20 protein-coding genes are annotated in these 21,876 nt (G+C 65.2%); 13 read left to right on the forward strand and 7 right to left on the reverse strand.

What is annotated here, in order from left to right:
• Window positions 1-7 precede the first annotated feature (7 nt).
• The 6 genes from G0P99_RS07720 (at window position 8) to G0P99_RS07745 (ending at window position 5,218) form a co-directional block, all read left to right on the forward strand.
• Window positions 8-1,198, forward strand: coding sequence for a toxic anion resistance protein (locus tag G0P99_RS07720; RefSeq protein ID WP_164128805.1), 1,191 nt, complete (start codon window positions 8-10; stop codon window positions 1,196-1,198).
• 73 nt (window positions 1,199-1,271) lie between these two features.
• The gene (locus G0P99_RS07725) at window positions 1,272-2,159 is read left to right on the forward strand and encodes a DUF2927 domain-containing protein (protein WP_239059744.1); all 888 of its coding nucleotides are present in this window, start codon (window positions 1,272-1,274) and stop codon (window positions 2,157-2,159) included.
• Between the two features lie 29 nt (window positions 2,160-2,188).
• Window positions 2,189-3,307, forward strand: coding sequence for an SPFH domain-containing protein (locus tag G0P99_RS07730; RefSeq protein ID WP_164128807.1), 1,119 nt, complete (start codon window positions 2,189-2,191; stop codon window positions 3,305-3,307).
• A 68-nt stretch (window positions 3,308-3,375) separates the two neighbouring features.
• Entirely contained in the window at window positions 3,376-3,864 is a 489-nt protein-coding gene (locus G0P99_RS07735; RefSeq protein WP_164128808.1) for a cytochrome b, read from the forward strand.
• A gap of 3 nt (window positions 3,865-3,867) precedes the next feature.
• Window positions 3,868-4,995: a TFIIB-type zinc finger domain-containing protein gene (locus G0P99_RS07740; RefSeq protein ID WP_164128809.1), complete on the forward strand. Its 1,128-nt coding sequence runs from the start codon at window positions 3,868-3,870 to the stop codon at window positions 4,993-4,995.
• A gap of 34 nt (window positions 4,996-5,029) precedes the next feature.
• Entirely contained in the window at window positions 5,030-5,218 is a 189-nt protein-coding gene (locus G0P99_RS07745) for a hypothetical protein (protein WP_164128810.1), read from the forward strand.
• Window positions 5,219-5,326: 108 nt separating this feature from the next.
• Here G0P99_RS07745 and G0P99_RS07750 read toward each other — a convergent pair whose 3' ends face one another.
• Window positions 5,327-6,232: a LysR family transcriptional regulator gene (locus G0P99_RS07750; protein WP_164128811.1), complete on the reverse strand. Its 906-nt coding sequence runs from the start codon at window positions 6,230-6,232 to the stop codon at window positions 5,327-5,329.
• A 106-nt stretch (window positions 6,233-6,338) separates the two neighbouring features.
• Here G0P99_RS07750 and metF point away from each other — a divergent pair, with 106 nt between their 5' ends.
• Together metF and G0P99_RS07760 are read left to right on the forward strand one after the other, a co-directional pair.
• Window positions 6,339-7,205 carry a methylenetetrahydrofolate reductase [NAD(P)H] gene (gene metF, locus G0P99_RS07755; RefSeq protein WP_164128812.1) on the forward strand — a complete coding sequence of 289 codons (867 nt, stop codon included), beginning with the start codon at window positions 6,339-6,341 and terminating at the stop codon, window positions 7,203-7,205.
• A gap of 61 nt (window positions 7,206-7,266) precedes the next feature.
• Window positions 7,267-7,752, forward strand: coding sequence for a PaaI family thioesterase (locus G0P99_RS07760; RefSeq protein ID WP_164128813.1), 486 nt, complete (start codon window positions 7,267-7,269; stop codon window positions 7,750-7,752).
• A 214-nt stretch (window positions 7,753-7,966) separates the two neighbouring features.
• On the opposite strand, the gene G0P99_RS07765 is transcribed toward G0P99_RS07760, so the two are convergent.
• Window positions 7,967-9,046, reverse strand: a complete 1,080-nt coding sequence (locus G0P99_RS07765) for a DUF2235 domain-containing protein (RefSeq protein WP_370462730.1) — start codon at window positions 9,044-9,046, stop codon at window positions 7,967-7,969.
• Window positions 9,021-11,312 carry a xanthine dehydrogenase family protein molybdopterin-binding subunit gene (locus tag G0P99_RS07770; protein ID WP_164128814.1) on the reverse strand — a complete coding sequence of 764 codons (2,292 nt, stop codon included), beginning with the start codon at window positions 11,310-11,312 and terminating at the stop codon, window positions 9,021-9,023. The genes G0P99_RS07765 and G0P99_RS07770 overlap by 26 nt, the downstream gene beginning before the upstream one ends.
• A gap of 160 nt (window positions 11,313-11,472) precedes the next feature.
• Here G0P99_RS07770 and G0P99_RS07775 point away from each other — a divergent pair, with 160 nt between their 5' ends.
• The 3 genes from G0P99_RS07775 to G0P99_RS07785 all read left to right on the forward strand — a co-directional run bounded on the left by G0P99_RS07775 (window position 11,473) and on the right by G0P99_RS07785 (window position 16,068).
• Window positions 11,473-12,201, forward strand: coding sequence for a dienelactone hydrolase family protein (locus G0P99_RS07775; protein WP_164128815.1), 729 nt, complete (start codon window positions 11,473-11,475; stop codon window positions 12,199-12,201).
• Between the two features lie 87 nt (window positions 12,202-12,288).
• The gene (locus tag G0P99_RS07780; RefSeq protein WP_164128816.1) at window positions 12,289-12,603 is read left to right on the forward strand and encodes a hypothetical protein; all 315 of its coding nucleotides are present in this window, start codon (window positions 12,289-12,291) and stop codon (window positions 12,601-12,603) included.
• Between the two features lie 357 nt (window positions 12,604-12,960).
• Window positions 12,961-16,068 (forward strand): valine--tRNA ligase, encoded by a 3,108-nt coding sequence (locus G0P99_RS07785; RefSeq protein ID WP_164129257.1) that lies wholly within the window; start codon window positions 12,961-12,963, stop codon window positions 16,066-16,068.
• A 158-nt stretch (window positions 16,069-16,226) separates the two neighbouring features.
• Here the strand turns inward: G0P99_RS07785 and G0P99_RS07790 are convergent, their stop codons facing one another.
• Entirely contained in the window at window positions 16,227-17,009 is a 783-nt protein-coding gene (locus G0P99_RS07790; protein ID WP_164128817.1) for a crotonase/enoyl-CoA hydratase family protein, read from the reverse strand.
• 73 nt (window positions 17,010-17,082) lie between these two features.
• Window positions 17,083-18,153 (reverse strand): SMP-30/gluconolactonase/LRE family protein, encoded by a 1,071-nt coding sequence (locus tag G0P99_RS07795; RefSeq protein ID WP_164128818.1) that lies wholly within the window; start codon window positions 18,151-18,153, stop codon window positions 17,083-17,085.
• A 92-nt stretch (window positions 18,154-18,245) separates the two neighbouring features.
• Here G0P99_RS07795 and G0P99_RS07800 point away from each other — a divergent pair, with 92 nt between their 5' ends.
• Both G0P99_RS07800 and G0P99_RS07805 read left to right on the forward strand, forming a co-directional pair.
• On the forward strand, window positions 18,246-19,352 hold the full coding sequence (locus tag G0P99_RS07800; RefSeq protein WP_164128819.1) for a pyridoxal phosphate-dependent aminotransferase: 1,107 nt from the start codon (window positions 18,246-18,248) through the stop codon (window positions 19,350-19,352).
• Between the two features lie 50 nt (window positions 19,353-19,402).
• Window positions 19,403-19,582 carry a hypothetical protein gene (locus G0P99_RS07805; RefSeq protein ID WP_164128820.1) on the forward strand — a complete coding sequence of 60 codons (180 nt, stop codon included), beginning with the start codon at window positions 19,403-19,405 and terminating at the stop codon, window positions 19,580-19,582.
• A 1-nt stretch (window position 19,583) separates the two neighbouring features.
• Here G0P99_RS07805 and G0P99_RS07810 read toward each other — a convergent pair whose 3' ends face one another.
• Both G0P99_RS07810 and speB read right to left on the reverse strand, forming a co-directional pair.
• The gene (locus tag G0P99_RS07810) at window positions 19,584-20,789 is read right to left on the reverse strand and encodes an alanine--glyoxylate aminotransferase family protein (protein WP_164128821.1); all 1,206 of its coding nucleotides are present in this window, start codon (window positions 20,787-20,789) and stop codon (window positions 19,584-19,586) included.
• Window positions 20,790-20,841: 52 nt separating this feature from the next.
• A complete protein-coding gene (gene speB / locus G0P99_RS07815; RefSeq protein WP_164128822.1) occupies window positions 20,842-21,819 on the reverse strand; it encodes an agmatinase in 978 nt (325 codons plus the stop codon).
• Window positions 21,820-21,876 lie beyond the last annotated feature (57 nt).

Below are 21,876 nucleotides of genomic sequence, written 5' to 3' on the forward strand. Positions count from 1 at the left end.
CCCACCGATGTCCGACAGCATCCAGAAGAAAGCCGCCGAAGCCGTCAGCCTGGTCGAGGAGGTCACCGCCGTCATCCTGCCCGAACCCACCCAGGAGGTGGTGCCTCTGGCCGAGGCCGACGCGCCCGTGGGCGCCGAGATCCGCAAGCGGATGAGCGAGATCAACATGGGTGACACCAATTCCATAGTCCGCTTCGGCTCGGGCGCGCAGGCCGAATTGCAGGAAATCAGCCAGGCCATGCTGGCCGATGTCCGCAACAAGGATGTGGGCCCCGCTGGCGACAGCCTGCGCAACATCGTCACCACCATTCGCGGTTTTTCCGTCAGCGAACTGGACGTGCGCCGCGAACGCAGCTGGTGGGAACGGCTGCTGGGCCGCGCCGCCCCCTTTGCCAAGTTCACCGCCCGCTACGAAGAGGTGCAGGGCCAGATCGACAAGATCACCGACAACCTCTTGCGGCATGAACACACGCTCTTGAAGGACATCAAGTCGCTCGACCTGCTCTATGAAAAGACGCTGCGCTTCTACGACGAGCTGGCGCTTTACATCGCGGCGGGCGAGGAAAAGCTGGACGAGCTGGACAGCCACGACATCCCCGAACTGGCCGCCGCCGTCGACGCCGCGCCCGAGGGCGACCAGGTGATGAAGGCGCAGGAACTGCGCGACCTGCGCGCCGCCCGCGACGATCTGGAACGCCGGGTGCATGACCTGAAACTGACCCGCCAGGTGACGATGCAGTCGCTGCCCTCGATCCGGCTGGTGCAGGAAAACGACAAGTCGCTGGTGACCAAGATCAACTCGACCCTGGTCAACACCGTGCCGCTCTGGGAAACCCAGCTGGCGCAGGCTGTCACCATCCAGCGCAGCGCCGAGGCCGCCGCCGCCGTGCGCGACGCCAACGACCTGACCAACGAGCTTCTCACCTCGAACGCCGCCAACCTGCGCGAAAGCAACAAGCTGATCCGCAAGGAGATGGAGCGCGGCGTGTTCGACATCGAAGCCGTGAAAAAGGCCAATGCCGACCTGATCGGCACCATTCAGGAAAGCCTCCAGATCGCCGACGAAGGCAAGGCCAAGCGCGCCGCCGCCGAGGAAGAGCTCAAGAAGATGGAGGCCGAATTGCGCGACACGCTGGCCGCCGCCCGCGCCCGCGCCGATGGCACCGGCGACAATGCCGGCACCGCGGTTCCGGGCTGATCCCTTGCCGCGACTCCTCCCGATACTCAGATTGGTCGCGCTGCTGGCACTTGGGGCGCTGGCGGCTTGCGACATGCCGCCGCGCACTTCTCCCGTGCCTCCGGCAAGGCCTGCGGGGCTGGCCCCCGCCGGGTCCGAGGTCGTGGCCGCCTCGGCCGCCAGCCAGGATCTTGCCCGCTATTACAGCGCGGTACAGAACGACCTGCTTACCCGGGGGCTTCTCCGTACCGATGGCGGCGGCCCCGACACGCCTTATGACGCCGAGGATCTGGAGCGGAATTTCGTCAACATCGCCTTTTTCAACGAGTATTCCGGCAATGCCCCGGTGCCCACCGGCGGCCGCTCCAGCGGCCGGCTCAGCCGCTGGACCGCGCCCGTGCGCATCGGTGTCGAATTCGGCCCCACCGTGCCGCTCGACCGCCGCGACAAGGATCGCGCCAGCATCCAGTCCTACGCCACGCGGCTGGGCCGCCTGACCGGCCACCCGGTCTCGACCGCCGAGCGCAACGCCAATTTCCACGTCTTTGTCGCCGGGCTGGATGACGGCCCCTTCGTGCAGGACCGCCTGCGCCGCCTGGTGCCCGGCATCAGCGAGCAGCAGCTTGACCTCTTCGTCAACCTGCCGCGCGATTTCTACTGTTTCGTCTTTGCCGCCACCTCCGCCGACGCGCCCTATACCTATATGCGCGCGGTGGCGCTGATCCGGGCAGAACACCCCGATCTGGTGCGGCTCAGCTGCGTCCACGAGGAAATCGCCCAGGGCCTCGGCCTGTCCAACGACAGCCCCGGCGCCCGGCCTTCGATCTTCAACGACGACGACGAATTCGCCCTGCTCACCAGCCAGGACGAGATACTGCTTGCCATGCTCTATGACAAACGGCTCAGTCAGGGCATGAGCGCCGAGGAGGCACGCCCGGTGATCCGCATCATCGCGCGGGAAAAGATGGGTTTGTCGCTGTGACGTCAGCGTAAGGAAAAGGACCAAGACACATGGGTATTTTCGATTTTCTGTCCGGCCAATTCATCGACGTCATCCACTGGACCGATGACACCCGCGACACGATGGTCTGGCGGTTCGAGCGCGAGGGCCACGAGATCAAGTACGGCGCCAAGCTGACGGTACGCGAGGGGCAGGCGGCGGTCTTCGTCCACGAGGGCCAGATTGCCGACGTGTTCACCCCCGGTCTCTACATGCTCGAGACCAACAACATGCCGATCATGACGACCTTGCAGCACTGGGACCACGGCTTCAAATCGCCGTTCAAGTCCGAGATCTACTTCGTCAACACCACCCGGTTCAACGACCTCAAATGGGGCACCAAGAACCCGATCATGCTGCGCGATCCGGAATTCGGGCCGACCCGCATCCGCGCCTTCGGCACCTATTCGATCCGGGTCACCGATCCGGCGCGGTTCATGACCGAAATCGTCGGCACCGACGGCGAATTCACCATGGACGAGATCAGCTTTCAGATCCGCAACATCATCGTGCAGGAGTTCTCGCGCGTGATCGCGGGTTCGGGCATCCCGGTGCTGGACATGGCTGCCAACACCCAGGACCTGGGCAAGCTCATCGCGGCGCAGGTGTCGAAACCGCTGGCCGATTACGGGCTGGAAATGCCCGAATTCTATATCGAGAACATCAGCCTGCCGCCTGCGGTCGAGGCGGCGCTGGACAAGCGCACCTCGATGGGGCTGGCGGGCGATCTGGGCAAGTTCACCCAGTATTCGGCGGCCGAGGCGATGACCGCTGCTGCCGCCAACCCCGCCGGCGGCGGCATGGCCGCCGGTCTGGGCGCCGGGATGGGCATGGCGATGGCGCAGCAGATGGCGCAACCCGGCCCCTGGGGCGCCGCCCCCGCCGCCGCCGCGCCAGCCGCTCCGCCACCGCCGCCCGTCGAACATGTCTGGCACATCGCGGTCGACGGGCAGACCTCGGGCCCGTTTTCCAAGGCCAAGATGGGCCGCATGGCGAGCGAGGGGACCCTGACCCGTGACACCTATGTCTGGACCGCCGGGCAGGATGGCTGGAAACGGGCCGAGGACGTGCGCGAACTGGCCCAGCTCTTCACCATCCTGCCGCCGCCCCCGCCGCCGCCCGGCATCTGACCCGCGCCGACGGAAACCGGGACCAGCGCCGTTACAGCCAGACATAGCTTGTCCAAGGAGCCTCCGACATGTCCCCTCGCGCCGCCTATTCCCGCCTCCAGATTGCCTTGCATTGGCTCATCGCGATCCTGATTGTGGCGACATGGCTAACGCATGAGAACATGGGCCGGGCGCTGAAAACCCGGATCGAGACCGGCGCCAGCGGGTTCGAAGGCAACACGCCGCATGTCTGGCTTGGCATCACGGTCTTTGTCCTCGTGCTGATCCGCATCGTGGTGCGCCGCGTGCAGGGCGCCCCTGACCCGCTGCCCGGCGCCACCCCGCTGATGGAACGGGCCGCCCTCTGGGGCCACCGGCTGCTCTATCTGCTGATGGTGCTCACCCCTGCCCTGGGCGCGGTGGCCTGGAACGCCCCGTCCCGAACCGTGGGCGAAATCCACGAAACGGTGGGAGGCGCGCTCATGCTGGTGGCGCTGGCGCATGCGTTGGTTGCGATCTGGCACCAATATGTCAAAAAGGATGGCAGTTTGACCCGGATCACCCGACCACAAGGCTGAGGCATGACCGATACCCCCCCGCCCCCGCCCGGTGCCGCCCCGGCCCCGGTGCAGGAGCACCGCTTTCCCTGCGCCCAATGCGGCGCCGACTACCGGTTCAATCCGGGCGCGGGCACGCTGGTCTGCGACCATTGCGGCCATACCGAACCGATGCGCGCCGACCCGTGGAAGGGCGCCAGCCTGCGCGAGCTGGATTTCGACGCCGCCATGGCCCAGACCCTGCCCGAGGCCGAGATCGAGGAAACCCGCGTCCTGTCCTGCCCCAATTGCGCGGCGCAGGTGGAATTCGACCCCGACACCCACGCCGCCGAATGCCCGTTCTGCGCCACCCCGGTGGTGACCGACACCGGCATCCACCGCCATATCAAGCCGCGCGGCGTGCTGCCCTTCTCGCTGGACGAGCGCAGCGCCCACCAGGCGATGACCGATTGGCTGGGTCGGCTCTGGTTCGCGCCGAACGGATTGAAGGAATATGCCCGCAAGGGGCGCCGGATGCAGGGCATCTATGTGCCCTACTGGACCTTCGACGCCGATACCAAATCCAGCTACCGGGGCGAGCGCGGCACCGTCTATTACGAGACCCGCACCGTGGTGCGCGACGGCAAGACGGTGACCGAACAGGTGCCCAAGATCCGCTGGTCGCCGAAATCGGGCCGGGTTGCCCGGTTCTTCGACGATGTGCTGGTGCTGGCCTCGCGCTCGCTGCCAAAATCCCACACCGACGCGCTGGAACCCTGGGACCTGGCCGCGCTCGAACCCTATCGGCCCGAATATCTGGCCGGGTTCCGGGCCGAGGGTTATACCGTCGAGCTGGCCGAGGCGCATGGAGAGGCGCGCGCGCATATGGCCCGTGTCATCGAGCGCGACGTGCGTTTCGACATCGGTGGCGACCAGCAGCGCATCCATGCCATCGACACCACCGTGTCGAATGTGACCTTCAAGCATATCCTGCTGCCCGTCTGGCTCGCCGCCTATAAATACCGTGGCACCACCTACCGGTTCGTGGTCAACGGCCGCACCGGCCGGGTGCAGGGCGAACGCCCCTGGTCGGCGATCAAGATCACCATCGCCGTGGTCCTCGGCCTGCTGCTGGCGGCCGGCATCGGCTATCTGGCCGCAACCAACCAGTAGTTGAAACCGCGCGCAGGACGCTTACCTGATCCTCATGCGACATCCCGCGCGATCAAAGGACCCCGCCATGCGCCGCCTTGCCCGCTGCACCGCCACCCTCCTCGCCCTGGCCCTGCTGGCCGGGTGCCTGCCAACGGGCGACGGCATTCCCGCCGGTGCCTCACCCGACCGCTATGAACGCGCCAAGGCCAACCGCGACAGCTACATGTACCAGGGCATCTGACCCTGCTTCTTTCTGGTCGAAAATACCTCCGGGGGAGTCGCGCAAAGCGCGACGGGGGCAGCGCCCCCTCGGCCCCTCCGGCAGGGACGCCCCCGGGTTCACCCCGCCCTACTGGCTTTGCAACTTGCGCGCCTCGGTCCGGGCCAGCCCGACCAGTTCCCGCACGAACGGTTTTTCCAGATCCTCGCGGCGCACCGCCGCATAAAGCCGCCGGGTGATTCCCGTCTCGGTCAAGGGCCGCGTCACATAATCGGAACTGTACTTCACCTCGCGCACCACCCAGTCGGGCAGCACCGAGACCCCCCGGTTCGACGCCACCAACAGCAGAATCACCGCCGTCAGTTCGGCCTGACGCACCTGCGCCGGTTCCACCTTGGCCGGGATCAGAAGCTGGCTGAACACATCCAGCCGCGACCGTTCCACCGGATAGGTGATCAGCGTCTCGCCCCGGAAATCCTCGGCCTCGATCCACGGTTTCTCGGCCAATGGATGGGTCGAGGCCGCGACAAACACCGCGTTGTAATCGAAGAGTTCCACGAACTCGACGCCGGGGATGTCCTCGGGGTCCGAGGACACAACCAGATCCACCTCTTCCTTTTGCAGCGCGGGCAGCGCATCAAACGCCAGACCGGGCCGGATATCCACATCCACATCTGGCCAGCTTTTTCGAAACGCCTCCAGCACCGGGAACAGCCATTCGAAACAGGCATGGCATTCGATGGCGATATGCATCCGCCCCGACTTCCCGTCGCGCAGCGAGGTGAACTCGGCCTGCATCGCCTCCACCTGCGGCAGGATCTGCTCGGCCAGCCTGAGCAGGCGCATTCCCGCCGCCGACAGTTTCATCGGCTTCGACCGCCGCACGAACAGCTCCACCCCCGCCTGATCCTCCAACCCCTTGATCTGATGGCTCAAAGCCGACTGGGTGATGTTCAGCTGATCGGCGGCGCGGGCCAGACCGCCGCATTCATGGATCGCCTTTATGGTCCGCAAATGCCGGAATTCGATATGCATCCTACAGTATCGCTCATGTTGTTCTTGAGTATTATGAAGTTGTTTCACAATGCTGCGGGTGCGACAAGAGGCGAAACACCGCCCCTTGCGCAGGATGACCGCACAAATGACCGCCCCCCAGATCTCCTTCGAATTCTTCCCGCCGAAAAACCTCGAAGCCTCGTTCCGGCTCTGGGATACGGTGCAGGTACTGGCGCCGCTGGCCCCCCGTTTCGTCTCGGTGACCTATGGCGCCGGCGGCACCACCCGCGAGCTGACCCGCGACGCGGTGGCCACGCTGCACAAATCCTCGGGCCTCAACGTGGCGGCCCACCTGACCTGCGTGCAGGCCAGCCGCGAGGAAACCCTCGCCATCGCCGACAGTTTTGCCTTGGCCGGTGTCACCGACATCGTCGCCCTGCGCGGCGACCCGCCCCAGGGCGCAGGCCACTTCACGCCGCATCCCGGCGGTTTTGCCAATTCGGTGGAGTTGATCCAGGCCCTGGCCGAAACCGGCAAATTCGCCATCAGGGTCGGCGCCTACCCGGACATCCACCCCGAAGCCGCCAGCGCCCAGGCCGACATTGACTGGTTGAAGGCCAAGCTGGACGCAGGGGCGGATGAGGCGCTGACCCAGTTCTTTTTCGAGGCGGAAACCTTCTTCCGTTTCCGCGACGCCTGCGCCAAGGCCGGCATCGACAAGCAGATCACCCCGGGCATCCTGCCGATCGAGAACTGGAAAGGCGCGCGCAACTTCGCCCGCCGCTGTGGCACCTATATTCCGGCCTGGGTCGAGGACGCCTTTGACAAGGCCACCCGCGACGGGCGCGAGGATCTGCTGGCCACCGCCATCTGCACCGAGCTCTGCTCGGAGCTGATCGACGGCGGCGTCGACAAGCTGCATTTCTACACGCTGAACCGTCCCGAACTGACCCGCGATGTCTGCCACGCGCTGGGCGTCACGCCCAAGGTGGCGCTCCAGAACGTCGCGTAACGGTTGAGCATCCCGCGGCCCCTGCTAGCGTTCCTTCGACCCTGAACCGGAGGAACGCGCCATGACTTTCGCCAACGGACCCGAAGAGCTGCTGGGACCGGCCGACATGGCCAATATCTCCGGGCTCGACTTCATGCAGGGCATCCTCGACGGACGCCTGCCCGCCCCGCCCATCGCGCGCACCATGGGCTATCACCTGCACGCGGTCGCCGAAGGCCGCGTCGCCTTTCGCGGCACACCGACCTTCGATGTCTGCAACCCGCTTGGCGCCGTGCATGGCGGCTGGTACGGCACCCTTCTCGACAGCGCCATGGCCTGCGCGGTGCAGACGATGGTGCCGCAGGGCGCCGCCTATACGACGCTGGAATACAAGATCAACATCATTCGCTCGATCCCGACCGGGACCGAGGTCGAATGCGTCGGCATCGCCGATCACGTCGGCCGCTCCACCGGCGTCGCCCATGGCGAGATCAGGGGCGTCGCGGATGGCCGCCTTTACGCAACCGGCTCCACCACCTGCATCGTCCTGAACATCCCGCGCGGCTAGGCCCCCCGAAGTATGTCAAACCAGAAAGAAGCAACACGCGTTCGGGCTTCTTTCTGGTGAAAAATACTCCCGCCGGAGGCTCCCTCCCTCTTCACCGGACTGACGCTGAAAAAAGCTGGCCATCCGCCCGCCACACGCGCCCGCCCGAGGCGACGGAACGGCGCCGAGACATCGTCTTGCGCCGCAAGGCGCGCAATCTGGAAACCGGCCCTACTCAGCCGAAACTGCGTGTCGGCGTATCGAGCGCGGGCAGGCCGGCCGGCAAAGCTTCGGCGCTCACGCTCTCATGCAGGCGTTCGCTGCGGTCGCGGCCGACGCGGCGGGCCGAACGGAACAGGAATATCTTGCCCCAGCCGCGCCAGGTGCCCACCGACGGCGCCGCGACGCTGGTGGGAAAGCGCGCGCGCCAGTCCGGCGGCAGCGGCAACTGATGGCGCTCCGAACGCTCCAGCATCCAGACCAGCGACAGGTTGGACAGCGGCCGCGCCGCCTCGAACCCGCCCAGCTGCCCGCCCACGTCACCGTGACAGCCGGGAAACCAGACCTGTTCCACATGGCCGTCATAACCCGGGTCATAGTCCCACAGGATCGGCTCGAACACCTGCCGCGTCTCGTGCAGCGCCAGCGCGTGATAACCGTGCCGGATGCTGCGGCCCAGCCGGTGGCTGTGAAACGCGTGCCGCTCCTCGGTCAGCCGCCACAACAGCGGCAGCCGCAAGCCCAGCGCCTTGACCGTGTCCCAGACCCCCACCATCTCGATCGGCAGGTCCGAATGGCAGTAAAGCCGCCGGAAATCCGCCGCATGGGCGCCGTTCGGGTTGCATTCGTAGTGGCGGTAAGCCTGCCGGATATTGCGCTCGGTCGCATGTTCCGCCCGCAGCAGCCCGACCAGGTCGATCACCCCCGCCAGGCTCCGCACCGCGAATGCGCCGCGTGAATAGCCGAACAGGAACACCCGGTCGCCGGGCCGGTAGCGCGAGGCGAGATAGCCATAGGCGCGCCGGATCTGCCGGTTCAGCCCGCGCCCGACCATCACGTCGGTCGTGGTCTTCCAGCTGGTCCACTGCACCCCAGCCTCGTAATAGACCGAGGCGCGCGGCCCCATCTCGCAGATCAGGCGGAACAGGCGCCCGGCATGAGTCTCGTTCCCCGGCTCCAGCGTCGACATGGTACCGTCCAGGATGATCACATGGGTCTGCGGCCCGCGCTCGCGGGTCTCGCCCGAGTGCTCGGTGCTGAGCGGCCGGCCAAGCCAGCCAAGCAGACGTCTATTCAGCCACGACAGGTTCAGCATTCAGCAGTTCCCACAATCTCAGGGGCGTGAAAGGCATGTCCGCCTGCCGTACCCCCCGGTCCCAGAGCGCGTCCTGCACCGCGTTGGCGATCGCGGCCAGCGACCCCACGGTGCCCGCCTCGCCACAGCCCTTCATCCCCATCGGGTTGGCTGTCGACGGCACCGGCACCGAGGTAAACCCAATCATGGGAACGTCGCCTGCGCGCGGCAAGGCATAGTCCATGAACGATGCCGTGAGCAGCTGCCCCTCACTGTCATGCACCACATGCTCCATCAGCGCCTGGCCCAGCCCCTGCGCCACCCCGCCATGCACCTGCCCCTCGGCCAGCAAGGGGTTGATAAGATTTCCGAAATCGTCCCATACCCGGTACCGGTCCAGATGCACGGCGCCGGTTTCCGGGTCGATCACGATCTCGGCAACATGGGCGCCGTTGGGATAGGACCGCGCCGGCAACGTCGCGCGCGCCTCATGGGTCAAGAGCTCGACACGCCCGTCGACCCGGGCCATCTCGGCTGCCTCCAGCAGCGTCGGCGTCAGGTTCGACCCCGGCGCGCGAAAGGTCTCGTTATCGAATGTCACGTCGCTCTCCTCGACCCCCATCTTGCCCGCCAGATAGGGCATGAATGCGGCGACCATGCGGTCAACCGTGGCCAGCGTCGCATGGGTCTGCACCGTGACCGAACGCGATCCGCCGGTGCCGCCACCCTGCGCGATCCGGTCGCTGTCGCCTTGCACGACCCGGATCCGATCCACCGGAATGCCGGTCTGGTCCAATAGGAACTGGGCATAAACCGTCTCATGCCCCTGTCCGTTCGACTGCGTGCCAACCAGCAGGTCCACGGTGCCATCCTCGTTGAACACGACTCGGGCCCCTTCCGAAGGGTCGCCCAGAATGCTTTCGATATAGTAACACAGGCCCTGCCCCCGCAGCAGGCCGCGCGCGGCGTCCGACGCGCGCCGCGCCTCGAACCCGGCGGTACCCGCCTCGGCCAGCGTCAGCAGCCGGTCGAACGCGCCCACGTCATAGGTCTCGCCCGTGGGCGTCTTGTAGGGAAACGCCTCGGGCCGGATGAAATTGCGCCGCCTCAACTCGGCCCCTGACACACCCAGTTCGCGCGCCGCCCGGTCCATCGCGCGCTCCAGCACATAGATGGCCTCGGGCCGACCCGCGCCGCGATAGGCATCGACCTGGGTCGTGTTGGTGTAATAGCCCTCGACCTGCAACCAGACCGATGGGATGTCATAGACCCCGGTCAGCACGCGCGAAAACAGCTGCGTCTGGATCGCCTGCCCGAAATGGCTGTTATAGGCGCCCAGATTGCAGCGGGTCCGCACCCGGTAGGCGGTGATCTTCAGATCGGCGTCAAAGGCCAGCTCCGCCACCGAGCTCAGATCGCGGCCGTGGTTGTCGGTCAGCATGGCCTCGGTCCGTTCCGACATCCAGCGCACCGGACGGCCCAATACCCGCGCCGCATGCGCGACCGAGAAATACTCGGGGTAAGGAAACGCCTTCATGCCAAAGCCGCCACCCACATCCGGTGTGGTCACCCGAAGTTCCTCGGGCGCAAGGCCCAGTTTCTCGGACAGTTGCGCCTTCAGCGCCCAGACCCCCTGCCCGCCATAGGAAAAATGCAGCCGCCCCTCGACCATCTCGGCAAAGCAGCCGCGCGGCTCCATCGAATTGGCGATGATCCGGTTATCATCGACCCGCAGCGACACCACATGCGCCGCCGCGGCAAAGGCGGCCTCGGTCGCCGCCTGGTCGCCCATCCCCCAGTCAAAGGCCCGGTTTTCGGGCGCCTCGGGGTGCAGCACCGGCCCGCCCGGACCCACATCGGTTTTCACCGGCAAGTCGCGGATATCCATGCCCATCATCTCGACCGCGTCGCGCGCCTGATCCGCGGTTTCGGCGATCACCGCCACCACCGGTTCGCCCACGAACCGGACCCGGTTGCGCGCCAGCATCGGGCGCTCGGGCGATGCTCCCTTGCTGCCGTCGCGGTTGGGCATGGCGGCCCCGGTCATGCCCACAGTGATCCCGGCGGCCTCCAGATCAGCGAGCGTCAACACCAGATGCACGCCCGGCGCCGTGCGCGCCGCGTCGATATCCAGATCCAGGATCTCGCCATGCGCCACGGGCGAGCGAAAGAACATCGCCACCAGCGCTCCACCCGGCGCGACATCCTCCATGTAACGGCCCTGTCCGGTCAGGAACCGGCTGTCCTCGACCCGGGTCACCGGCTGACTTTTTCCAAACTTTTCCATGGGTCTCTCCTGCACGGGTGCTTGCGTTCCGACACTAGCCCCGCCCGGGCCATTGTCCAGTGACCGCCCGCCGTTCCCCGGCGTTTCCGAGCCAATCCGAAAACAGAGTGTTGCAGGTGTTGATCATGGAAAAATGCGCGCATTAAGTGTATAAGCTTGCATGACCAGCTGGGAACCGGATGCACGTTTCGACTTCACCGCCGCCCTCGACGGCGGCCAGGAGGTAACGCACCCGGTTCACGTCAAGGGCAATGGTCCCGCGATCCTGATCCTGCAAGAGCTGCCCGGCATCGGACCCGAAACGCTCGACCTGGCCGACCGGCTGGTGCGCGCGGGCTTTACCGTCTACCTGCCGCATCTCTTCGGCACCTTCGGCAAGATCACCATGGCCCGCAACATGGCCCGGCTGTTCTGCATCCGGCGCGAGTTCAACATCTTCCTCAAAGGGCGGCAAAGCCCGGTCGCCAGCTGGATGCGCGCGCTGGCCCGCCACATCCGCGACCGCCAGGGGGGGCCGGGCATCGGCGTGATCGGCATGTGCCTGACCGGCAGTTTCGCCCTGACACTCATGGCCGATGACGCGGTGCTGGGCGGGGTTGCCAGCCAGCCCGCGCTGCCGCTGCTGGGCGGCGGTGCCCTGCATATGAGCGAGGCGGATATTGCCGAGACCTGCGCCGGCATGGCTGCCAAGGGTCCGGGCCTGGCGCTGCGCTATCGCGGCGACCGGATGTCGCCCGCCCGCCTGATGCGCCGGATGGAGGAGGTGTTCGGCGACGGGCTGGACACGGTCGAATACCCCGGCAACCGGCATTCCCTGCTGACGCTGCATTTCCACGAACCCGCCTACAAGCGGGTCGAGGCCTATTTCCGCACCCGCCTGGGCGCCTGATCCGGCGCCCCCCCCCCGGGTGATCCAGCAGCCAGGACCGAAACCGGCAGGCGGGCGCTGTCGCCCGCGACGGTGGAAAGCGGCTGCATGGATTTCGTGGCGGGCAGCCACAAGAACCCGATCCTGCGCATACCGATACCTATTCCGAAAACAACCTTCCGTCGCATCGGCATGGCGATCCGCTATCTCACCCCCAATGCGCGCCAGCTGGTGGCCGAGCGCGACCATGCCATGCCCGCGCGCGGCAGCGGCACTTCGGGCAATTTCATCCTTGTCGAAGCACCCGCACGCCTCTTTGTCTCCGAGGCGCTGGCGCTCTACGAGCGCATCCGCAGTGATCAGGCCAAGGCCCTGGCCCAGGGCGCCAGCAGCGCGGTGCCGCTGTATCAGACAGCAGGATAGACCCCTGCGATGCGCCCGGCCCCACCGCTACGCCATTTGAGTATTTGTAACCAGAAAGAAGCAGCAAACGAAGCGCCCCGATCCGGCGGCCGTCCGTCCGCAAGGGGATAATCCTGCCGCGGGACAGGGGCGGCTTCTTCCTGGTGCGGTCATCGGCTCTCCAGCCTGTACCGCCTCCCCAGCCTGCGGCGATTCTGGTTAACAAAGACTTGCCGCTTCGTTCTGGTCAAAAATACTCATTTCCGCCCCCTCAACCCATGATCCGGCCCGATGCAGCAAGAAAACATGGCCAGCCGCCTTTTCCTTCGCCCCGCCTTTGGGTAATTGATCCCTCGATTGACCGAAGGGATCACCACGATGGCGATGGAAAAGACATTCGACGCGGCCGAGGCCGAGGCCCGCATCACCAAGGCCTGGGAAGAGGCCGGCGCCTTCAAGGCGGGCGCGAACCGTTCGCGCGACGAAAGCTTCACCATCATGATCCCGCCGCCCAACGTCACGGGCGCGCTGCATGTGGGCCATGCCTTCAACAACACGCTTCAGGACATCCTGACCCGCTGGCACCGGATGCGCGGCTTCGACACGCTCTGGCAGCCCGGTCAGGACCACGCGGGCATCGCCACCCAGATGCAGGTGGAAAAGATGCTGGCCGCCACCCAGCAGCCCTCGCGCCGCGAACTGGGCCGCGAGGAGTTCCTCAAGAAGGTCTGGGAGTGGAAGGGCCAGTACGGCGGCACCATCGTCGAGCAGTTGAAGCGCCTCGGCGCCTCCTGCGACTGGTCGCGCAATGCCTTCACCATGGCGGGCGCCGCGGGCGACCCGCGCACCGGCCACGAAAATTCGCCGAACTTTCATGACGCGGTGATCAAGGTCTTTGTCGACATGTACAACAAGGGCCTGATCTATCGCGGCAAGCGACTGGTCAACTGGGACCCGCATTTCGAAACCGCAATCTCCGATCTCGAGGTCGAGAATATCGAGGTCGCGGGTCATATGTGGCACTTCAAATACCCGCTCGCGGGCGGGGCCACCTATACCTATTTGGAAAAGGACGAAGACGGCAACATCGTGCTCGAGGAAGAGCGCGACTATATCTCCATCGCCACCACCCGGCCCGAGACCATGCTGGGCGATGGCGCCGTGGCCGTGCACCCCTCGGACGAACGGTATGCGCCCATCGTGGGCAAGCTCTGTGAAATCCCCGTGGGTCCGAAAGAGCACCGCCGCCAGATCCCGATCATCACCGATGAATACCCAGACAAGGATTTCGGCTCGGGCGCGGTCAAGATCACCGGCGCGCATGACTTCAACGACTATGCGGTGGCCAAGCGCGGCGGCATCCCGCTCTACCGCCTGATGGACACGCGCGGCCAGATGCGGGCCGACGGTGCGCCCTATGCCGAAGAAGCAGGCAAGGCGCAGGACTATGCACGCGGCAAGGAATTCACCGAGAACGAGATCGACGCGATCAACCTCGTCCCCGACCATCTGCGCGGCCTCGACCGGTTCGAGGCGCGGGCAAAAGTGGTGGACGAAATCACCAGCGAGGGTCTCGCCGTGATGACCGTGGCCTCGGACCCGCGCCTGGGCACCGCCGCGCTGAAACCCGGCGCCGAGGGGGCAGATGCCATCGTGCCGCTGGTCGAGGCCAAGCCCATCATGCAGCCCTTTGGCGACCGTTCCAAGGTGGTGATCGAACCGATGCTGACTGACCAGTGGTTCGTCGACGCCGAAAAGGTCGTGGGCCCCGCGCTGGACGCGGTGCGCGACGGCACGGTCAAGATCATCCCCGAGAGCGGTGAAAAGACCTATTACCACTGGCTGGAAAACATCGAGCCCTGGTGCATCTCGCGCCAGCTGTGGTGGGGGCATCAGATTCCGGTTTGGTATGGGCCGAAAGTTGACCCGAACTATCCGCTGAGAGACGGCAAAGACTACGAGACGTCAGAGCGTGTACCTTTCTGCGCGCCTACTTTCCAAGAAGCTGCAGAGTTGGCGAAAGCTTACTATGGCGTCTCTCAAGTTAACGAAAGTTCGGGGGCAATCGACCTTCTGGTGGAAGTCGACGACACAGAGGCGTTCCGTCTGGTCGATGGTCAAAGCGAAAAGGACGCCAAGGACTTCGTTATCCTCTCCCGCGACCCCGACGTCCTCGACACCTGGTTCTCCTCCGGCCTCTGGCCCATCGGCACGCTGGGCTGGCCCGAGGATACCGACGAGATGCGCCGGTACTTCCCCACCTCGGTCCTGATCACCGGCTTCGACATCCTGTTCTTCTGGGTCGCCCGGATGATGATGATGCAGCTTGCGGTCGTGAACGAGGTCCCATTCCACACCGTCTATCTGCACCAGCTCGTCCGCGACGAGAAGGGCAAGAAGATGTCCAAGACCACCGGCAACGTCATCGACCCGCTGGAGATCGTCGACGAATTCGGCGCCGATGCCCTGCGCTTTACCAATGCGTCCATGGCGGCGATTGGCGGCGTGCTGAAACTGTCGAAAGAGCGGATCACCGGTTACCGCAACTTCACCACCAAGCTGTGGAATGCGGTCCGCTTTGCCGAGATGAACGGCGTTTATGACGGTACAAAACGGTCAATCATCCGTCTGGAAGACGTACAAAACGGTCAATTCGCGGTGAACCGCTGGATCATCGGCGAAACCGCCCGCGTGCGCGAAGAGGTGGACGCGGCGCTCGACAGTTACCGCTTCAACGACGCTGCAAACGCTTTGTACGCCTTTGTCTGGGGCAAGGTCTGCGACTGGTATGTGGAGCTTTCCAAACCCCTGCTGCAAGGCGACGACACCGCCGCGCAAGAGGAAACCCGCGCCACCATGGCCTGGGTGATGGACCAGTGCATGATCATGCTGCACCCGATCATGCCCTTCATCACCGAAGAGCTTTGGGGGCTGACAGCGGAGCGGGCAAAGATGCTGGTGCATGCCGACTGGCCCACCTACAAGGCCGCCGATCTGGTCGATCCGGAGGCAGATCGCGAAATGAACTGGGTGATCTCGGTGATCGAGAACACGCGGTCCGCGCGCGCCCAGATGCGTGTGCCTGCCGGCCTCTATGTCCCTATGATCGTGACAGAAATCGACGATCACGGACAGGCCGCCTGGGACCGGAACGAGGCGCTGATCAAGCGTCTGGCGCGGATCGACAGCCTGACCAAAGCGGATGTCATGCCCAAGGGCTGCATCTCGATCGCGGCCCCCGGCGCCGCCTTTGGCCTGCCGCTGGCCGAGATCATCGACATCAGCGCCGAGAAGGACCGGCTGGAAAAGGCCAAGTCCAAGCTCGCCAAGGAGCTGGGCGGGCTGCGCGGGCGTCTGAACAACCCCAAATTCGTGGAGTCCGCGCCGGACGAAGTGGTTGAAGAGGCCCGCGATAACCTCGCCGCCCGCGAAGAGGAAGAGGCCCGCATCGACGAGGCGCTGGCGCGTCTGGCGGAACTGGGATAACGTCTTCATCTCGCTGAAAATACTCACAAAAGCGACCCCACCGGCCAAGAACCGGTGGGGTCGATCAGCGACACTGACAAGAACCCAATTCCTGCAAGGAATTGTCTCAAATCCTCTCCGAGGATTTGTCTTCAGACTTTCGCGAAAGTCTGAACCCGCTACTTGAATACCGGGGCGCGACCCTGCATCTGGGCCGCGATCACTTCCATCTGATCCGGCTTGCCGATCAGCCGCGCCTGTTCCTGCGATTCCGCCAGCAAGACATCGGTTCGCTGCTCGGATTCAGCCAATTCAATCAGACGCTTGGCCGAACGTATCGCCGAGGGGCTCTTGCCCGCGATCTCTTGCGCCAGCGCGGTGGCCTCGGCCAGCGGATCCTCGGCCAGGTCGGTCACCAGACCCCATTCGGCAGCCTTGGCTGCCCCGATGGGCCGCGCCGTATAGGTCAGCAGGCGCAGCACATCGGAGCGCACCAGTTGCGGCAACAACACCATGCCCCCCATATCCGGGATCAGCCCCCATTTCATTTCGAGGACAGAAAGCCGCGTATCCGGTGCGGCAATGCGGATGTCCGCCCCCAGCGCGATCTGCAATCCGCCGCCATAAACCGCCCCGTGCAGCGCCGCGATCACCGGCACCGGCACCCGCCGCCAGACCAGCGTCACCTCCTGGAAGTCATTGGCATCGTGATGGCTGCGCGGCATCAGCATCTGGGTCGGGTCCTTGCCCGCAAAGGCCGCAAAGTTCGACACGTCGAGCCCGGCACAAAAGCTCTTGCCCTCGCCCGACAGCACCACCGCCCGCGCGTCCGAGGCCGCAACCTCTTGCCCCGCCGCGATAATCGCCTTGAACATCGCCTCGTCCAGCGCATTCATCTTGTCCCCCCGGGTCAGGGTGACAAATGCGATATGGTCCTTGTACTCGACGGATACGCGCGCCATCGGGGCCTCCATTCCTGTTTGGCGCCAGACTGCCCGCTCTTGTGGTCAAGCGCCAGCCCGACGTGGGGGCAGATCAGGGCAGGTCGGCGGCCGCCATGCGGGCAAAACCGGGGCTGTCCAGCGTCATGACATAGAACCGCTCGCCCACCTGCTTGCCGCCGGTGGTGATGCCCAACCGGCCATCGGGATCCTGCACCGTGCGCAGGATGCGCCCCTGCCCGTCGAACTGGATCAGCATGCCGCGATGGATCGGCGCGGGGCGTACCTTGGGTCCCAATCGCCAGACCACCTTGCGCAGGAAGGGGTAAGGCATCAGCGCCTCGGCCGGGACGCGCGGGCTGGCAAAGGCCAGCCAATAGGTGCCGTTGCCCTGCGCCTCGAGATTGTCGGGATAACCCGGAAGGTTGTCGAGGAACACCTCAGTCTGGCCTGCCTTCTCGCCCTTGAGCCACAGCCGGTGTACCCGCGCCCGCCCGGTCTCGTTGATCAGCAGGAAATCCTCGTCCGGCGAGAGGGCGATGCCATTGGTGTATACAAAGCCGGTGGCGATCTTCTCGACCCTGCCGTCGGGTGTGCGCCGAGCGACATAGCCGGTATCGGACTGTTCCCAGACGGTCATCACCGAGGTGGGCTTGGTGCCGCCCAGCGTCCGGGGATCGAACCGGTCGGTCGAGTTCGAGAAATAGACCGTTCCATCGCGCCCCAGATCCAGCTGGTTGGCATAGATCACCGGTGCCCCGTCGATCTGGTCCACCACGGTTTCGACCTTACCGGGGCCGGTCCAGCGCAGGATGCCCCGGAAGCTGTCGGCGATGAAAAGCGCGCCGTCGGGTCCCGCCTTGAGCCCCAGCGGCCGCCCGCCCAGCCGCTCAACCAGTTCCGGCGCCGCCCCGTCGATGCGATAGAGATTGCCCGCCAGAGAAGCGGTATAGACCGTGCCGTCCGGCATCACAGCCAGATCCTCGGGCCCGATCTCACCCTCGGGGAGCGGCACGAACTCGGCCTTGGCCAGAACCCGATTCTCGGCGAAATCACCGGTGAATCCGGGGTTTTCCGGTGGGTGATAGGCCACAGGCGCCACGGGGATCGGCCAGAACAGCAGGTAGCCAAGGCCGGCGAGCAACAGGATCAAAACGTAACGCATGGGCACCTCTTTGTATTTGCGCGTACCTTGCGAGGCGGGGCCAGCAAAGGCAAGTCTTGCCCGGCACCGCAGCTTGCGCTTATGTGGCGCGCATGACCGGACCTCGATACACCCCGCTTGCCCAATCGCTGCCCGCCACCGTGCCTTTTGTCGGCCCCGAGACACAGGAGCGTCAGCGCGGCGCGCCCTTTGCCGCGCGGCTGGGCGCGAATGAAAGCATCTTTGGCCCCTCGCCACGTGCGATTGCAGCAATGCAACAGGCGGCGGCTGAGGTCTGGATGTATGGCGACCCGGAAAACCATGACCTGCGCGCCGCACTGGCCACACATCACGGGGTGCGTCCCGACAACATCATGGTGGGCGAAGGCATCGACGGGCTGTTGGGCTATCTCGTTCGCCTGATGGTGGGACCGGGCGATCCGGTCGTCACGTCCGAGGGCGCCTATCCTACCTTCAACTATCACGTCGCGGGCTTTGGTGGCGTGCTGCACAAGGTGCCATACACGGGCGATCACGAGGACCCACGGGCGCTTTTTGCCAAGGCGGGTGAGGTCGGCGCCAAGCTGGTCTATCTCGCCAACCCGGACAACCCGATGGGCAGCTGGAACAAGGGGGCCGATATCGTCGCCGCGATGCAGGCACTGCCCGAGGATACGCTGTTGGTGCTGGACGAGGCCTATGTGGAATGCGCCCCCGAAGGTACCGCCGCGCCGGTGGACGCCGACGATCCGCGCCTGGTGCGGATGCGGACGTTTTCCAAGGTCTATGGCATGGCAGGCGCGCGGGTGGGCTATGCGATTGGTGCGCCAGACCTGATCGCCGCCTTCAACAAGGTGCGCAACCATTTCGGAATGAACAGGGCCGCGCAGGCCGGGGCGCTGGCAGCGCTGGCCGATGGCGCTTGGCTGACGCATGTACAATCCGAAATCAGCACGGCCCGCAACCGGATCGCCACCATCGCGCGGGATAACGGGCTGACACCGCTGCCCTCGGCCACCAATTTCGTGGCGATTGACTGCGGTAGTGATGGCGCGTTTGCAAAGGCAGTTTTGGATGCGCTGGTTTCGCTTGGCATTTTTGTACGGATGCCTTTCGCCGCGCCGCAAAACCGTTGCATTCGCGTCAGCTGCGGCCCCGCTGCCGAACTGGATGCCTTTGCCGCCGCCCTGCCCCGCGCGCTGGAGATCGCGCGCGGCTGATCGCCAAGGTTTTACCTGACATTTACGGGAAAGAGCCTAAACTGCCGGGCATGGACGACCATCGCATCGGGCGGGCGCCCGATTACACCAATGCGGCACTGATCATGCTGGGCGTGAACCTGACATGGGTTTTTGTCTTGATCTGGGCCCTGTGGGGCATGCTCGCGTCGATCGTGTTGGCCGTGGTCCTGAACCACGGCATCACCCGGCTGGCACAGCGGGCGAGCTAGATCAGGACGCGATGACGCATGCCGCCGCCTCAAGCGCGCCCTTGCCGTGCGGCACGTTCAACGCTGTCAGACCCGCCTGAATGCCGCCCAGCAATCCCATGACCATCTGACCGTTCAGATGCCCCATATGGCCAAGCCGGAAGAACTTGTCGCGCGCAGGATCACCCGGCGCGGCCATGCCAAGGCCGATCCCGAGCGTCAGTCCAAGGGTCTGTTCGGTCCACTGGCGCAGGGCGGTGCCCTTGCCGCTGTCAAGCCGGAGCGCCGTCACCGCATGACTGCGGAACGCAGGATCGGCCACGTTCAGGACCAGATCGCCACCCTCGGCCCAGACCTCGCAGGCGGCCCAGATGGCGCGGGCCAGCTTGGCGTGGCGGGCCCAGACATGTTCGATGCCTTCGCCATGGATCAGGTCGAGCGCCGCGCGCAGGCCATAGAGGTGATGCGTGGGCGCTGTACCGCCAAAGTACTGAAAGAACTCGTCCGGATTGGCGCGCGGTACCCAGTCCCAATACCAGGACACGCGTGGCATGGCGGCCCGTTTGGACGCCGCCTTTTCGTTGAAGTAGACAAAACCGACGCCGGGCGGCACCATCAGCCCCTTTTGGCAGGCCGTGACCATGACATCGACGCCCCAGGCGTCCATCTCGAATACGTCGCAGCCGAAAGAGGCGATGCAATCTGCCATCAACAAGGCCGGATGCTCCAATTCGTCGAGCAGCTTGCGCAAACCGGGAACATCGTTGCGGATCGAGCTGGACGTATCCACATGCACCGCCAGCACCGCCTTGATCCGGTGTTCGGTATCGGCGCGCAGCGCCTCGGCGATGCGATCCATGTCCCAGGGGTCGGATTTGCCGAAGTCGATGATCTGTGTTTCGGCGCCCAAGCCCCGTGCCATTTCCGACCAACCGTGCGAGAACCGGCCGGAGGCAGGTATCAACACCAGTTCACCGGGTGCGATGGTGTTGGCCAGTGCGGCCTCCCACACACCATGACCGTTGGCGATATAGATGGCGACATCGTGCTCGGTCCGGGCCATGCGCCGCAGGTCGGCTGTCAGCCCGGGCATCATGTCGATCAGCGCGCCGGCATAGATGTTAGGCGCGGGCCGGTGCATGGCGCGCAGCACTTCTTCGGGCATCACCGACGGCCCCGGAATCGCCAGATACTCGCGCCCCTGCGCCAGAGAGATATTGCCGGTCATGTCCATGCCTCTTGTCTGCGTTGGGCACACCCTAGCCAGCGGTTTCGCGGCGTCAATCCACCCCGCGCGACGCGGCCAGCGCCGGGGCGATGACGCAGAGTATCTCGAACAGGATGGAGGCCGCCAGAAAAGCCGTGCCGCCGCTGTTGTCGAAGGGCGGCGACACCTCGACCAGGTCGGCGCCCGCGATGTTCACGCCCACCAGTTCCCGCACAACCTGCAAGGCCTGAAAGGCGTTTGGCCCACCCACCTCTGGCGTGCCGGTCCCGGGTGCATAGGCTGGATCGACGAAGTCGATATCATAGCTGACATAGGTCGACCCGGTGCCAGCGATCTGCCGTGCCTCGGCCATCACATCCTTGAGACCACGGTCGAACAGTTCCTCGATTGTGACAATTCGTATGCCCTGCGCGGCGGCAAACTCTCGATCTTCCGAATCGTAGGCGGTACCGCGAATGCCGATCTGGATCATCCGGGCCGGGTCCAGCAGCCCCTCTTCGACAGCACGGCGGAACGGGGTGCCATGCGTGTACATCGACCCGCCGAAATAGGAATGAAAGAGGTCGGTGTGACTGTCGAAATGGATCAGCCCCAGGGGCGCGTCAGCCGCCAATGCGCGCAGGACCGGCAGGGTACACAGGTGGTCACCACCGACACAGACCGGCAGGACACCGGCCCTTCGCAACTGGGTGAGCATTTGGGTAATCCGGTCCATCGTGTCCGACAGGTCGGCCGGATTGGGTGGCACATCGCCCAGATCGGCGCAATTGACCGTTTCGAACGGACGCACGCCGCTGACCCCGTGTTGCGCGCGGATCATCGTGGACATGTCGCGCACCTGCCGTGGCCCGTGGCGCGGACCGGGGCGGTTGGTGGTTCCGGCATCCCAGGGCAAGCCGATCAAACCGATGTCGACCTGCGGCAGGCGCGGATCGTCCAGACCAATCATCGGCAAGCGCATGAAACTGGCAATGCCCGCGAACCGTGGCAAATCGAACCCCGAAACCGGTTGAAATCCTGTGTCCGCCATCCTGAGTCCTCTCCCCGGATCAACCTCTTTGACCAACACCCTGCCCGGATGCGCCGC

This window comes from Ruegeria sp. PrR005, assembly GCF_010500245.1.
Taxonomy (GTDB): Bacteria; Pseudomonadota; Alphaproteobacteria; order Rhodobacterales; family Rhodobacteraceae; genus Ruegeria_B; species Ruegeria_B marisflavi.